This window comes from Chiayiivirga flava (assembly GCF_014202825.1).
In the GTDB taxonomy this organism is placed as follows: domain Bacteria; phylum Pseudomonadota; class Gammaproteobacteria; order Xanthomonadales; family Xanthomonadaceae; genus Chiayiivirga; species Chiayiivirga flava.
In genome coordinates this window covers 883,130-896,618 of the sequence record NZ_JACHHP010000001.1, presented here as the reverse complement: position 1 = coordinate 896,618, position 13,489 = coordinate 883,130, and the positions used below count along the sequence as shown (strand labels likewise).

The following is a 13,489-nucleotide window of genomic DNA, read 5'->3' as shown; positions in this document are numbered from 1 at the left end:
CGTCCGTTGTGGCCGGAGATGGCGATTTGCGCCGTCGCACCATCGCGTCGGGGGACTCTCATGCGTTGTGTCATCGGATTGCTGCTCGTGGTGGCCCATGCCTGCGCGTCCGCGCAGGCGTTGCCCAATCCCATCCTCTACGTCACCCAGGTGCCCACCGCCGACGACTTCGGCAATGCCTTCTCGACCTTCGGCAGCCACTTCGCCGGCCCGATGGAGGCGCCGCGCGGCGGCGACCTGATGCTGCGCTATCCCGACGGCAGCACGCGCAACCTCACGCGCGAGGCCGGCTTCGGCGTGGCCGGTTCGCTGCAGGGTGCCGGCGCGATCGCGGTGCGCGATCCGGACGTGCATTTCTCCGGGACGCGGGCGATCTTCTCGATGGTGGTCGGCGGCGGCGCCGCGCAGTACGAGGTGAATCCGTACTACTGGCAGATGTACGAGGTGACGGGCCTCGCGCAGGGCGCGACCGCCGTCGTCACCAAGGTGGCGAACCAGCCGGCGGACTACAACAACGTCAACCCCACCTATCTGTCCGACGGCCGCATCCTGTTCGCATCGGACCGCCCGCGCTCGGGCGAGCGCCATCTGTACCCGCAGCACGACGAATACGAATCCACCGCCACGGTCACCGGCCTGTGGGCGCTGAACGCAACCACCGGCGCGCTGCAGCTGCTGCAGCACTCGCCGTCGGGGTCGTTCGATCCGCTGGTCGACAGTTTCGGCCGCGTGCTCTACACCCGCTGGGACCATCTGCAGACCGACCAGCAGGCCGAAGCCGACGCCGAATCGGAAGCCAACGGCGAAACGCCCACCTACGGCACCTTCGATTTCGCGTCCGAGGCCGACGGCGCGGCGCACATCCCGCGCGCCCCCGAAGTGTTCCCCGAGCCGCGTCTGGAAGTGCCGGGGTCGGGCGTGTCCGGGCACCGCTTCAACTTCTTCTTTCCGTGGACCGTGCATCAGGACGGCACCGAAGAGGAAACCCTGAACCACGTCGGCCGGCACGAGCTGCACCGGTATTTTCCGCGCAACTTCCTCGACGATCCGGACCTGGTCAACGTCGAGCGCGAGTTCGACGCGGTCGAGAGCATGATGCAGATCGCCGAAGACCCGACCATGCCCGGCCGCTACGTTGCCATCGACGCGCCCGAGTTCGCCACGCATGCGTCCGGTCAGCTGTTCCGCATGGTCGCGCCGCCCTCGCGCAACGCCGACGACATCGCGGTCGACTACCTGACCCCGCGCAGCACCTTCGGCACCGGCGCCGCGCCGGATCATTCGGGCCGCTACCGCAACCCCATCGTGCTGAGCGACGGCCGCATCGTCGCGGTGCACACGCCCGATGTCGGCGAAGACGAAAACGACGGCACCGCCGCGAATCCGATGCCGCGCTACCGGTTCCGCCTGAAATTCGTCGCCGATGCCGACGCGGACGGCACGTACCTGCCCGGCGCCATGCTCAATCCGCAGGTCACGCGCAGCGTGACGTGGTGGTCGCCCGATGCGCTGATCGGCTACGACGGCCCGCTGTGGGAACTGTCGCCGGTGGAGGTGCGTGCGCGCCCGGTGCCGCCGGTGTCGAGCATCGCGCTGAAGACGCCGGAGCAGGAGGTGTTCGCCGCGGCGGGCGTGAGTCCGGCGGCGTTCCGCGCTTGGTTGCGCGAGCGCGGCCTCGGCGTGCTCGTGGTGCGCGACGCCACGCGTCGCGACGTCGCCGACGAGCAGCAGCCGTACAACCTGCGCGTGCCGGGCGGCGTGGCCAGCATCGCTCCGGATGCGCTGCAGGTGCACGACATCGACCGCATGCGGTTCCTGCAGGCCGACCAGATCCGCGGCATCACCTTCGGCGCCAGCGAACCGCGTCCCGGACGCCGGCCGATCGCGCGCTACCTGCACGACCCGGCCGCCACCGCCGCCAATCCGCCGCAAGCGGGATCGGCGGCGGGCATGCGTGCGATCGCGCCGGACGGCTCGGTGGCGCTGTTCGTGCCCGCGCAACGCGCGTTGACCTGGGAAACGCTGAACACCGACGGCGAACCGATCGTGCGCGAGCGCTACTGGGTGACGGTGCAGCCGGGCGAGATCCGCGCCTGCGACGGCTGCCACGGCGTCAACACCGCGAGCCAGACCGGTGCGCCGGCGGCGACCAATCCGCCGCAGGCGTTTGCCGAACTGCTCGGGCACTGGAAGCTGGTGCTGTCGATGGGGCTGTTCGAGGACGATTTCGAATAGTGCGCGTGCGTCGTCCGCGGCAACTTGCCGCCACCGCCGCGCAGCGTGCGAACCTCGGCGCGGCCCATTGACAGTGCCGTCACCGACCCCTACCTTTCCGGTCCCGCCGCGGCGTTCTGCCGACGGCCCGATTCATCGCCGACCGTGAGGTGTCCGGGGTCAAGCGCCGGACGAGTGTGTGACATGCGGACTCGCAGCCGCCACTGATCGCGTCCCCGCCCGTGCGGCCCCGCCGCCGGACCACCCACGCCGCGCCCGCGCGATGGCGTCCCGCCGTTTCCCACTCCCTCGCAACAGCCTGCCGCGCGCAGGCGGAGCCCGCCCATGATTTCGATCACGCTTCCCGACGGCAGCCGCCGTGAATTCGACCGACCCGTGTCCGTGATGGAGGTCGCGCAGAGCATCGGCGCCGGCCTTGCGAAGGCCACCGTCGCCGGTGCCGTCGACGGCAAGCTCGTCGATGCGAGCGACCGCATCGACCACGACGCGTCGCTGCGCATCATCACGCCGAAGGATGCCGAAGGCGTCGAGATCATCCGCCACTCCTGCGCCCACCTCGTCGGTCACGCGGTCAAGCAGCTGTTCCCGAACGCCAAGATGGTGATCGGGCCGGTGATCGCGGAAGGCTTCTACTACGACATCTGGAACGAGCGCCCCTTCACGCCGGACGATCTCGCCGCGATCGAGAAGCGCATGGGCGAACTCATCGCCAAGGACTACGACGTGGTCAAGAAGGTCACGCCGCGTGCCGAGGTGATCGAGGTGTTCAAGGCGCGCGGCGAGGACTACAAGCTGCGCCTGGTCGAGGACATGCCCGACGAAACGTCGATGGGCCTGTACTACCACGAGGAATACGTCGACATGTGCCGCGGCCCGCACGTGCCGAACACACGCTTTCTCAAGGCCTTCAAGCTCACGCGCGTCTCGGGCGCCTACTGGCGCGGCGATTCGAAGAACGAACAGCTGCAGCGCATCTACGGCACGGCCTGGGCCGACAAGAAGCAGCTCGATGCCTACATCCAGCGCATCGAGGAAGCCGAGAAGCGCGACCACCGCAAGATCGGCAAGCAGCAGAACCTGTTCCATCTGCAGGAAGAAGCGCCCGGCCTCGTGTTCTGGCATCCGAAGGGCTGGAGCGTGTGGCAGGTGGTCGAGCAGTACATCCGCGGCGTGTACCGAAGCTCCGGCTATCAGGAAGTGCGCTGCCCGCAGATCCTCGACGTGTCGCTGTGGAAGAAATCCGGCCACTGGGACAACTACAAGGACAACATGTTCTTCAGCGAATCGGAAAACCGCACCTACGCGGTGAAGCCGATGAACTGCCCCGGCCACGTGCAGATCTTCAACCAGGGCCTGCACAGCTACCGCGACCTGCCGATCCGCTACGGCGAATTCGGCGCCTGCCACCGCAACGAGCCGTCCGGCGCGCTGCACGGCATCCTGCGCGTGCGCGGCTTCACCCAGGACGACGGCCACATCTTCTGCACCGAGGACCAGATCGAGGCCGAGGTGACGGCGTTCCACCGCCAGGCGCTGAAGGTGTACAGCGACTTCGGTTTCGAGGACATCCAGATCAAGATCGCGCTGCGTCCGGACTCGCGCTTGGGCGATGACGCCACGTGGGACAAGGCCGAAGGCGCGCTGCGCAGCGCGCTCGGCGCCTGCGGCGTGGCGTGGGAGGAGCTGCCGGGCGAGGGCGCCTTCTACGGCCCGAAGATCGAATACCACCTGCGCGACGCCATCGGCCGCACGTGGCAGCTGGGCACGATGCAGGTCGATTTCATGATGCCGGGGCGCCTGGGCGCCGAATACGTCGACGAGCACTCGGCCCGCCAGCACCCGGTGATGCTGCATCGCGCGATCGTCGGCTCGATGGAGCGCTTCATCGGCATCCTGATCGAACACCATGCCGGCGCCTTCCCGGCGTGGCTGGCGCCGCTGCAGGCGGTGGTGCTGAACATCACCGATGCGCAGGCGCAGTACGTGGAGTCGGTGCGGAAAACGCTTGCAAATCAAGGTTTCCGGGTCGACAGCGACTTGAGAAACGAGAAGATCGGCTATAAGATCCGCGAGCATGCGATGCAGCGCACCCCCTATCTGCTCGTGGTCGGGGACCGCGAGATGGAGAACGGCGCGGTGGCGGTTCGCACGCGAACGGGGGACGATCTGGGCAGCATGAAGCTGGAAGACTTCATCGCCCGCATGCGGCAAGAGGCAGGTCCGGGCGCCTGAGACGGCGCGCCGGAACCACAATCCACCAGAGGATGCACGAATCAATACCGAAAAACTGAACCGCAAGAACGGGGAGATCCGCGTCCCGAACGTGCGCGTGATCGGCGACGACGGCGAAATGGTCGGCGTGCTGACGCGCGACGAAGCGCTGAAGATGGCCGAGGACGCCGGTCTGGACCTGGTCGAGATCCAGCCGAATGCCGATCCGCCGGTCTGCCGCATCATGGATTTCGGCAAGTTCCGCTTCGACCTGCAGAAGAAGGCGGCCGCCGCCAAGAAAAAGCAGAAGCAGGTCGAGATCAAGGAGCTCAAGTTCCGTCCCACGACGGAAGAGGGCGACTATCAGGTCAAGCTGCGCAACCTGCGCCGGTTCCTGGCGGAAGGTGATCGCGTCAAGATCACGATCCGCTTCAAGGGCCGCGAAATGGCGCACACCGAGCTCGGTCTTGCGATGACGCAGAAGATCGAGGCCGACGTGAAGGACGAGGTTACGGTCGAGCAGCGGCCGAAGCTCGAAGGCCGCCAGATGATCATGATGGTGGCGCCGAAGAAGAAGTAGCGGGCGGATGTTTCGCCCTGGCGGCGCCGTGATCGCGCGGCGCCGCGACGTTTCTTTCCGCGCTGGCGCGCCGTTCTTCGCTGCGCCGGATCGATGAGCCCGGGTTCGGATTCTGCGGTTGCCGTGGGCGCAAGGGCCACGACAGGCGGCTGTGCGGCAGGGGACGCCCGGATGCCGGGCTCCGGTCGGGCCGAACCCCCTTCCGCCTGCCGGCACCTTCCCCCGCTGCGCGGGAGAAGGATTCCTTCGTTGCGTGGAGCTGAAATCGTGCAGTGAACGGGATCGTGCAATGAAGCGGTGATCGACGGCGTCGGTTGCATCTCCGAGCCCGCATCGAAGCATCCCTTCTCCCGTGCAGCGGGGGAAGGTGCCGGCAGGCGGAAGGGGGCAGCGAAGTCAGTGACTCGCAGTGCGCGACGATCCAACCGGTCGAAAACGCCCCGATCAGTAAAGCACCCGCGCCCGCAACGTCCCGGGAATCGCCGCCAGCTGCTCCTTGAGCTGCAGCGCCTGCGCCTCGCTGGTCGAAACATCGATCACCACGTAGCCGATCGTCGCATCGGTCTGCAGGAACTGGCCGTCGATGTTCACGTTCTCGCGCGAGAACAGCTCGTTGATGCGCGACAGCATGCCCGGCACGTTGCGGTGGATGTGCAGCAGGCGCCGGCTGTTCGGGTGCCCCGGCAGCGAGGCCTCGGGGAAGTTCACCGCGGACAGCGTGGACCCGTTGTCGCTGTAGCGCACGAGCTTGGCCGCGACCTCGATGCCGATGTTGTCCTGCGCCTCCAGCGTGCTGCCGCCCACGTGCGGTGTCAGGATCACGTTGTCCATGCCGATCAGCGGGGAGACGAAGGCATCGTCGTTGCCCTTGGGCTCGACCGGGAACACGTCCACGGCGGCGCCGGCGAGATGGCCGGAGTGCAGCGCCGCGGCGAGCGCATCGATGTCGACCACGGTGCCGCGCGATGCGTTGATCAGCACCGCGCCGCGCTTCATCGCGGCAAGTTGTTGCGCGCCGATCATGTTCTGCGTCTGCGCGGTTTCCGGCACGTGCAGGGTCACGATGTCCGCGCGTGCCAGCAGGTCGTCGAGGCCCGCCGCGGCACGCGCGTTGCCGAGCGTGAGCTTGGTTTCGATGTCGTGGTAGATCACCTGCATGCCGAGCGATTCGGCCAGCACGCCGGTCTGCGTGCCGATGTGGCCGTAGCCGACGATGCCGAGCACCTTGCCGCGCACCTCGAAACTGCCGGCCGCCGATTTCGACCAGCCGCCGCGATGGCATTCGGCATTTTTCTGCGGAATGCGCCGCATCAGCAGGATGGCTTCGGCGATCACCAGCTCCGCCACGCTGCGCGTGTTCGAGTACGGCGCGTTGAACACCGGGATGCCGAGTGCCTTGGCCGCGGCAAGATCGACCTGGTTGGTGCCGATGCAGAAACAGCCGACCGCGATCAGGCGCTTGGCATGGTCGAGCACGTCCGCGGTGAGCTGGGTGCGCGAGCGGATGCCGATCACGTGCGCGTCGGCGATGCGCCGTTTCAGCTCGTCCTCGGGCAGCGACTTCTCGTGGAAATCGATCTGGCTGTAGCCGGCCGCGGTGAAGGTCTCCACCGCGCTGCGGCTCACGCCTTCGAGCAGCAGCACGCGGATGTCCTGACGGGGGAACGAGGTTTTCTTCATGCGGGGCAGGCCATGCGCGGACGCGCCGGGGAAGGCGGACCCACAGCATATGCCAGATCCGGGGCCGTTTGCGGCAGTGCAGCAGTGGACGCTGGCCGGCTGCGCTGGCACGCTTGATCGCCCCGCACCGGAACCGCCATGACCGCCTCGCCGCTCGCCGAACTGGCCCGCCTGCTGCCGTCGCTGCAGCTGCGCACCGAGCCTGCGGACCTCGAACATTACGGCCGCGACTGGACGCGCCGCTGGACGCCGGCGCCGCTGGCGATCGCGCTGCCGGGGTCGATCGACGAGGTGCAGGCCATCGTGCGCTGGGCGAATGCGCACCGCGTCGCGCTGGTGCCGTCGGGCGGTCGCACCGGGCTCTCCGGCGGTGCGGTGGCGGCGAAGGGCGAGCTCGTCGTCAGCACCGAGCGCATGAATCGGGTGGTCGGTTTCGACGCTGCCGACCGCATCCTGACCGTGCAGCCGGGCATCGCGCTGGAGGCGGTACACAACGCGGCGCGCGAGCACGGGCTCGTCTACCCGGTCGATTTCGCCGCGCGCGGCTCGTGCGCGATCGGCGGCACCATCGCCACCAACGCCGGCGGCATCCGGGTGATCCGCTACGGCAATACGCGCAGCTGGATCGCCGGGCTCAAGCTCGTGACCGGCACGGGCGAACTGCTCGACCTCAACCGCGGACTGGTCAAGAATTCCAGCGGATACGACCTGCGCCAGCTCGTGATCGGTGCCGAGGGCACGCTCGGCATCGTGGTCGAGGCCATGCTGCAGCTCACCGACGCGCCGCCGCCTTCGAACGTGATGCTGCTGGCGCTGCCGTCGTTCGATGCGCTGATGCAGGTGTTCGAGGTGCTGCGCGGCAAGCTCGCGCTGTCCGCGTTCGAGTTCTTCACCGATCGCGCGCTCGTGCATGTGGTGGCGCACGGCGCGCAGAAGCCGTTCGCGGAAGACCATCCGTACTACGTGGTGGCCGAATTCGACGCACACACGCAGGGCACGCAGGACGCGGTGCTTGCCGCGTTCGAAACCTGCGTCGAGCGCGGGCTCGTCGGCGATGGCGTCATCGCGCAGAGCGAGGCACAGGCCGCTGCCCTGTGGCGGTTGCGCGAGGGCATCACCGAGAGCCTGGCGCGCCACCGGCCGTACAAGAACGACATCGCGGTGCGCATCGGCGCGATGCCGGCCTTCCTCGACGAGACGAAGGCATTGCTGGCGCGCGAATACCCGCAGTTCGACGTGGTGTGGTTCGGCCACATCGGCGACGGCAACCTGCACATCAACGTGCTCAAGCCGGACGCGCTCGACGATGCGGCGTTCGTGACGCAGTGCGAGCAGGTGACGGCGTTGCTGGCCGACGCGCTGCAGCGCCACGGCGGCAGCATTTCGGCCGAGCACGGCATCGGCCTGGTGAAGAAGTCCTACCTCGGCAGCACGCGCAGTGCGGCCGAGATTGCGATGATGCGCGGCGTGCGGCAGGTCTTCGATCCGAACGGCATCATGAACCCCGGCAAGCTGTTCGACTGAGCCGCGCGGATTACGCGCTGCGTTGCGGTCGCTGCACCAGTTCGAGTTCCACGTCGAACGGCACGCCGGCGCGCAGTCCGCTCACGCGCACCCGGCTGCCGGGCGGCGTGGCGGCTTCGCGGTCGCGCAGGTCGGCCTGGTCGACGATGTCCTCGTCGCCGATGCGGGTCAGTACGTCGCCCACCTGCAGCCCGGCCTGCGCGGCCGGGCCGCCGGGCAGGATGCGGGTGAGCGCGACCCCACGCGGCGCGCCGCTCGGCAGGCTGCCGGGCAGGATCGGTGCGTCGCCGTAGTTCGCGCCGAGCCAGCCGCGCACCACCATGCCGTGGTCGACGATCTGGTCGAGCACCGCCTTGGCCGTGCCCGCCGGGATGGCGAAGCCGATGCCTTCCGCGCCGGCGGCCATGCGCCCGATCACGTAGGTATTGATCCCGATCAGCTCGCCGCGCGCGTTGACGAGCGCGCCGCCGGAGTTGCCCTCGTTGATGGCGGCGTCGGTCTGGATGAAGTCGTCGTAGGTGGTGAGGTTGAGCTGGTTGCGGCCCAAGCCCGAGATGATGCCCTGGGTCACGGTCTGGCCGAGGCCGAACGGGTTGCCGATGGCGAGCGCCACGTCGCCCACGCGCAGGCCGGCGTCGTGCTCGATCGGCATCGCCGGCAGGTTGGTGCCTTCGATCTTGAGCACGGCGATGTCGGTGTCGCGGTCGCTGCCGACGATGCGCGCGCGCGTCACGCGCCCGTCCTGCAGCACGGTCTGGATGTTGTCCGCGCCGTCGATCACGTGGTGGTTGGTGAGGATGTAGCCGTCCGAGCTGACCAGCACGCCCGAGCCCTGTGCGCGCTGCAGGCGCTGCCGTGTGGGGCCGAGCGTGATGCCGGCGAAGCGCTGCACGGTGGGGTTGGGCACGATGAAGGTCTGCTCGGTCACGACCTTGTCCACGTACACGCTCACCACCGACGGCGCCGCGCGGGCCACCGCGTCCGCGTACGACACCGGTCCAGTACCGGCCGCCGGCGCGGGCGCGGGGGACGCGTCGAGTCCCAGGCCGCCACGCAGCCGCTGGCCGGCGTCCGGCATCCAGTGCAGGACGACGAAGGCCAGCGCCAGGCCCACCACGGCGCACTGCAGCAGGAAACGGAGCACTCCGGTGAGTCGGGGCATCGAAAACGGCGGAAAACGGGGATGCGGGATTGTCGCATGGCCGCCGCAAGCGTTGTCGCTGCCGGATGGCTTCCGTTAAACTAGTGCGCTTTGCGGCAGCCGCCATGCCACCGTGCACGGGGGCGCTGCGCAGCCGGTATTCCCGATTTCCAGCGTTTCTGTGCGGAGAGCCGAATGGCTAACCAAGGCGTCAACCCAGGCCGCCGCCGCTTCCTGACCGCCACCACCGCCGTGGTCGGCGGTGCAGGCGTGGCAGCTGCAGCAATTCCGTTCGTCTCCACCCTGCAGCCGAGCGCGCGCGCCCAGGTGGCGGGTGCGCCGGTGACCGAGGACATCAGCAAGCTCGAGGTCGGGCAGCGCATCGTGCTGCAGTGGCGCGGGCAACCGGTGTGGATCATCCGTCGCACGCCCGAGCAGCTGGCCGCGCTGCCGAGCCAGGACGGCCGTCTGCGCGATCCGAAATCGGACAACCCCGAGCAGCAGCCGGATTACGCCAAGAACGAAACCCGCTCGATCAAGCCCGAGATCCTCGTGCTGGTCGGCACCTGCACCCACCTCGGCTGCTCGCCCACGTTCCGCCCGGAGCTGGAGCCGCAGCCGTTCGACGCGGAATGGAAGGGCGGTTTCTACTGCCCCTGCCACAACTCGCGCTTCGACCTCGCCGGCCGCGTCTATCAGGGCGTGCCCGCACCCACCAATCTGAAAGTACCGCCGTACCGGTTCCTCGATGACTCGCGCATCGAGATCGGCGTCGACCAGGGAGCCGCGTGATGGCCAACGTGATCACGCGCACCGTGTCCGGTGCCACCGACTGGTTCACCCAGCGCGCGCCCGGCTTCCTGCCGTTCTACAAGAAGCACATGTCGGAGTACTACGCTCCGAAGAACTTCAACGTCTGGTACTACTTCGGCTCGCTCGCGCTGCTGGTGCTGGTCAACCAGATCGTCACCGGCATCTGGCTGACGATGAACTTCAAGCCGTCGGCGGCGGAGGCGTTCAACTCCGTCGAATACATCATGCGCGACGTGCCGTGGGGCTGGCTGATCCGCTACATGCACAGCACCGGCGCGTCGATGTTCTTCATCGTCGTCTACCTGCACATGTTCCGCGGCCTCATCTACGGCAGCTACCAGAAGCCGCGCGAGCTGGTGTGGGTGCTCGGCATGCTGATCTTCCTCACCCTGATGGCCGAAGCCTTCTTCGGCTACGTGCTGCCGTGGGGCCAGATGAGCTACTGGGGCGCGCAGGTGATCATCAACCTGTTCGGCGCGATCCCGTACGTGGGCCCCGAACTCACCGAGTGGATCCGCGGCGACTACCTGGTTTCCGACGCCACGCTCAACCGCTTCTTTGCGCTGCACGTGATCGCGCTGCCGCTCGTCATCCTGCTGCTCGTGGTGCTGCACCTGGGCGCGCTGCACGAGGTCGGCTCGAACAATCCCGAAGGCGTCGACATCAAGAAGGTCAAGGACGAACACGGCCACTACAAGGACGGCATCGCCTTCCACCCGTACTACACGGTCAAGGATCTGTTCGGCGCCGGTTTCTTCCTGACCATCTTCGCCTTCATCCTGTTCTTCGAGCCCACGTTCGGCGGCCTGTTCCTGGAGCACGACAACTTCAACGTCGCCAATCCGCTGGTGACGCCAGAACACATCAAGCCGGTGTGGTACTTCACCCCGTACTACGCGATGTTGCGTGCGATCCCGGACAAGCTTTTCGGCGTGATGGTGATGGGCGGTGCGGTGATGATCCTGTTCCTGGTGCCGTGGCTGGACCGCAGCCCGGTGCGCTCGATCCGCTACAAGGGCTGGATCACCAAGACCATGATCACGCTGTTCGTGATCGCGTTCGTGACGCTGGGCTGGCTCGGCCTGCAGGCCGGCTCCACCACGCAGACGCTGGTGGCGCGCATCTTCACGTTCTACTACTTCGCGTTTTTCATCACGATGCCGATCTGGACCAAGATCGACAAGACGAAGCCTGTTCCGGAGCGGGTGCCCGCGCATGACTAAGCGACTGATCGTTCCGTTCCTCGGCCTGCTGCTCGCCGGTGCCGCCACGGTGGCTTCCGCGGCCACCGAGGTGCACCTGGAACCGGCACAGACCAACCTGGGCGATACCGCCTCGCTGCAGCGTGGCGCCGGCCTGTTCATGAACTACTGCTCGGGCTGCCACTCGCTCGGCCTGCAGCGCTATTCGCGCATGGCCGAGGATCTGGGCCTGACCGAAGAGCAGGTGATGGGCAACCTCGTCTTCACCGACGCCAAGTTCGGCGAGACGATCAAATCGGCCATGCCCGCCGCGCAGGCCGAGAAATGGTTCGGCAAGGCGCCGCCGGACCTCAGCCTGGTCGCGCGCAGCAAGCTCGGCGGCCCGGACTGGACCTACACCTTCCTCAAGTCGTTCTACATCGACGAAACGCGGCCGTCCGGCTGGAACAACACCGTCCTGCCCGGTTCGAGCATGCCCAACGTGCTGGCCGAGCTGCAGGGCATCCAGCGTGCGGTGATGTCCGAGCATGTCGAGGGCGGCGCCCCCGCGCACGTCGAGAAACTCGAACTGGCCTCGCCCGGGCGCCTGGACCCCGAACAATACGACCGCGCGGTGCGCGATATCGCCAATTTCCTGCGTTACGTCGGCGAACCGGCCGCAATCAAGCGCGAATCGATCGGCCTGTGGGTTATCCTCTTCCTCGTCGTCTTTACGCTGCTCGCCTGGGTCTTGAAGACCGAGTACTGGAAAGATGTACATTGAGAGGTAAGCGCCCGGCCCATGCAGCCCGGCGCCCTCGGTCTTTCGAATGAGTTCGGGGGGAGGGAGAGAGCCTATGGTCGTCGCGAGTCCGCGGTTGCGTAACGCCTTGACGCTGTTTTCGAGCCGCGACTGCGTGGTCTGCCACCGGGTGCGCCTGGTGCTGGCCGCGAAAGGCGTCACCTACGATCTGGTGCCGGTCGATCCGGCCAACCCGCCCGAAGACCTGCTCGAGCTCAACCCGTACCACTCTGTGCCGACCCTCGTCGACCGCGACCTGGTGCTCTACGCCGCGTCCGTGGTCACCGAATACCTCGACGAGCGTTATCCCCACCCGCCGCTGATGCCGGTCGACCCGCTCGCGCGCGCGCGCCTGCGTCTTGCGATGCTGCGCCTGGAGCACGAATGGGTGCCGCACGTGCAGGCGGTGCAACACGGCAACAAGCAGCAGGCCGAGGCCGGCCGCAAGCGGCTGAAGGAACTGCTGGCCGCGTCGCTGCCGCTGTTCAAGGCGTCCAAGTTCTTCCTGAACCCGGAAATGAGCCTCGCGGACTGCGCGCTCGCGCCGATCATCTGGCGCCTGCCGACACTCGGCGTGCCGCTGCCCAAGGACGGCAAGCCGATCGACGACTACGGCCAGCGCATCTTCCGCCACCCCGGCTTCGCGCGCAGCCTGACGCCGGAGGAAAAGGCCCTGCGCGAGCTGCCCGCGTGAGCGGGAAAACCGGCGCCATGACATCGAACCGCCCGTACCTGATCCGGGCGGTGCACGAGTGGATCAGCGACAACGGCATGACGCCGTACCTGCTCGTCGATGCCAGCGTGCCGGGCGTGCACGTGCCGCCGAGCGCGGTGAAGGACGGCCGCGTGGTGCTCAACGTCGCCGCGCGCGCGGTGACCCAGCTCGAACTGGGCAACGCGATGATCCATTTCATGGCGCGGTTTTCCGGCGTCAGCCAGTCGATCGATATCCCCGTCGCCGCCGTGCAGGCGATCTACGCGCAGGAAACCGGCCAGGGCATGATGATGCCGGCCGACGCTGGCGCCACCGCCGCGGAGCAGCCCGCGGTGTCGCCCGAACCCGAGGCGCCGAAGAAACCCTCGCACCTGCGCGTCATCAAGTAGCCGGCGCGTTGTCCGGATCCGTGGCGTCCCTCCGACGCCCGCCGCGCAGGACGCGTGCCGAGCTTGTCTGCCGCTGCCCTCTGCGCATCGCGCACTTCCGCCGACGCATCGGCCTGAATCCTTCTCCCGTCGGGAGAAGGGTAAGGCGGCTGCCGCCGGCCGAACGCAGGCGGATGAGGGAGCCGCTCCGCACGTACTCCGCTCCGTCTGCAGCGAAT

Annotated in this window: 11 protein-coding genes; 9 read left to right on the top strand and 2 right to left on the bottom strand. The window is 67.7% G+C overall.

What is annotated here, in order from left to right:
- Positions 1-60: 60 nt before the first annotated feature.
- The 3 genes from HNQ52_RS03680 (at position 61) to infC (ending at position 5,026) form a co-directional block, all read left to right on the top strand.
- Positions 61-2,235: an HzsA-related protein gene (locus HNQ52_RS03680; RefSeq protein ID WP_183959734.1), complete on the top strand. Its 2,175-nt coding sequence runs from the start codon at positions 61-63 to the stop codon at positions 2,233-2,235.
- A gap of 324 nt (positions 2,236-2,559) precedes the next feature.
- A complete protein-coding gene (gene thrS, locus HNQ52_RS03675) occupies positions 2,560-4,467 on the top strand; it encodes a threonine--tRNA ligase (RefSeq protein ID WP_183959733.1) in 1,908 nt (635 codons plus the stop codon).
- A 40-nt stretch (positions 4,468-4,507) separates the two neighbouring features.
- Entirely contained in the window at positions 4,508-5,026 is a 519-nt protein-coding gene (infC, locus tag HNQ52_RS03670) for a translation initiation factor IF-3 (RefSeq protein ID WP_183959955.1), read from the top strand.
- 444 nt (positions 5,027-5,470) lie between these two features.
- Here infC and serA read toward each other — a convergent pair whose 3' ends face one another.
- A complete protein-coding gene (gene serA, locus HNQ52_RS03665; RefSeq protein WP_183959732.1) occupies positions 5,471-6,706 on the bottom strand; it encodes a phosphoglycerate dehydrogenase in 1,236 nt (411 codons plus the stop codon).
- A 138-nt stretch (positions 6,707-6,844) separates the two neighbouring features.
- Here serA and HNQ52_RS03660 point away from each other — a divergent pair, with 138 nt between their 5' ends.
- Positions 6,845-8,230: an FAD-binding oxidoreductase gene (locus tag HNQ52_RS03660; RefSeq protein WP_183959731.1), complete on the top strand. Its 1,386-nt coding sequence runs from the start codon at positions 6,845-6,847 to the stop codon at positions 8,228-8,230.
- A 10-nt stretch (positions 8,231-8,240) separates the two neighbouring features.
- Here HNQ52_RS03660 and HNQ52_RS03655 read toward each other — a convergent pair whose 3' ends face one another.
- On the bottom strand, positions 8,241-9,392 hold the full coding sequence (locus tag HNQ52_RS03655) for a S1C family serine protease (protein WP_183959730.1): 1,152 nt from the start codon (positions 9,390-9,392) through the stop codon (positions 8,241-8,243).
- Positions 9,393-9,566: 174 nt separating this feature from the next.
- Between HNQ52_RS03655 and petA the strand changes: the two genes are divergently transcribed.
- The 5 genes from petA to HNQ52_RS03630 all read left to right on the top strand — a co-directional run bounded on the left by petA (position 9,567) and on the right by HNQ52_RS03630 (position 13,271).
- The gene (gene petA, locus HNQ52_RS03650; RefSeq protein WP_183959729.1) at positions 9,567-10,163 is read left to right on the top strand and encodes a ubiquinol-cytochrome c reductase iron-sulfur subunit; all 597 of its coding nucleotides are present in this window, start codon (positions 9,567-9,569) and stop codon (positions 10,161-10,163) included.
- On the top strand, positions 10,163-11,407 hold the full coding sequence (locus HNQ52_RS03645) for a cytochrome b (protein WP_183959728.1): 1,245 nt from the start codon (positions 10,163-10,165) through the stop codon (positions 11,405-11,407). Before petA ends, HNQ52_RS03645 begins: the two co-directional genes overlap by 1 nt.
- Entirely contained in the window at positions 11,376-12,149 is a 774-nt protein-coding gene (locus HNQ52_RS03640) for a cytochrome c1 (RefSeq protein WP_425486465.1), read from the top strand. The genes HNQ52_RS03645 and HNQ52_RS03640 overlap by 32 nt, the downstream gene beginning before the upstream one ends.
- Before the next feature lie 73 nt (positions 12,150-12,222).
- Positions 12,223-12,861: a glutathione S-transferase N-terminal domain-containing protein gene (locus HNQ52_RS03635; protein ID WP_183959726.1), complete on the top strand. Its 639-nt coding sequence runs from the start codon at positions 12,223-12,225 to the stop codon at positions 12,859-12,861.
- 17 nt (positions 12,862-12,878) lie between these two features.
- Positions 12,879-13,271, top strand: coding sequence for a ClpXP protease specificity-enhancing factor (locus tag HNQ52_RS03630; RefSeq protein ID WP_183959954.1), 393 nt, complete (start codon positions 12,879-12,881; stop codon positions 13,269-13,271).
- Positions 13,272-13,489 lie beyond the last annotated feature (218 nt).

Bases quoted from the DNA above. Each gene is read 5' to 3' on its own strand.
- HNQ52_RS03680 (WP_183959734.1), top strand. From the start codon at position 61: ATGCGTTGTGTCATCGGATTGCTGCTCGTGGTGGCCCATGCCTGCGCG.
- petA (WP_183959729.1), top strand. From the start codon at position 9,567: ATGGCTAACCAAGGCGTCAACCCAGGCCGCCGCCGCTTCCTGACCGCC.
- HNQ52_RS03635 (WP_183959726.1), top strand. From the start codon at position 12,223: ATGGTCGTCGCGAGTCCGCGGTTGCGTAACGCCTTGACGCTGTTTTCG.
- HNQ52_RS03660 (WP_183959731.1), top strand. From the start codon at position 6,845: ATGACCGCCTCGCCGCTCGCCGAACTGGCCCGCCTGCTGCCGTCGCTG.
- HNQ52_RS03630 (WP_183959954.1), top strand. From the start codon at position 12,879: ATGACATCGAACCGCCCGTACCTGATCCGGGCGGTGCACGAGTGGATC.
- HNQ52_RS03645 (WP_183959728.1), top strand. From the start codon at position 10,163: ATGGCCAACGTGATCACGCGCACCGTGTCCGGTGCCACCGACTGGTTC.
- HNQ52_RS03655 (WP_183959730.1), bottom strand. From the start codon at position 9,392: ATGCCCCGACTCACCGGAGTGCTCCGTTTCCTGCTGCAGTGCGCCGTG.
- thrS (WP_183959733.1), top strand. From the start codon at position 2,560: ATGATTTCGATCACGCTTCCCGACGGCAGCCGCCGTGAATTCGACCGA.
- serA (WP_183959732.1), bottom strand. From the start codon at position 6,706: ATGAAGAAAACCTCGTTCCCCCGTCAGGACATCCGCGTGCTGCTGCTC.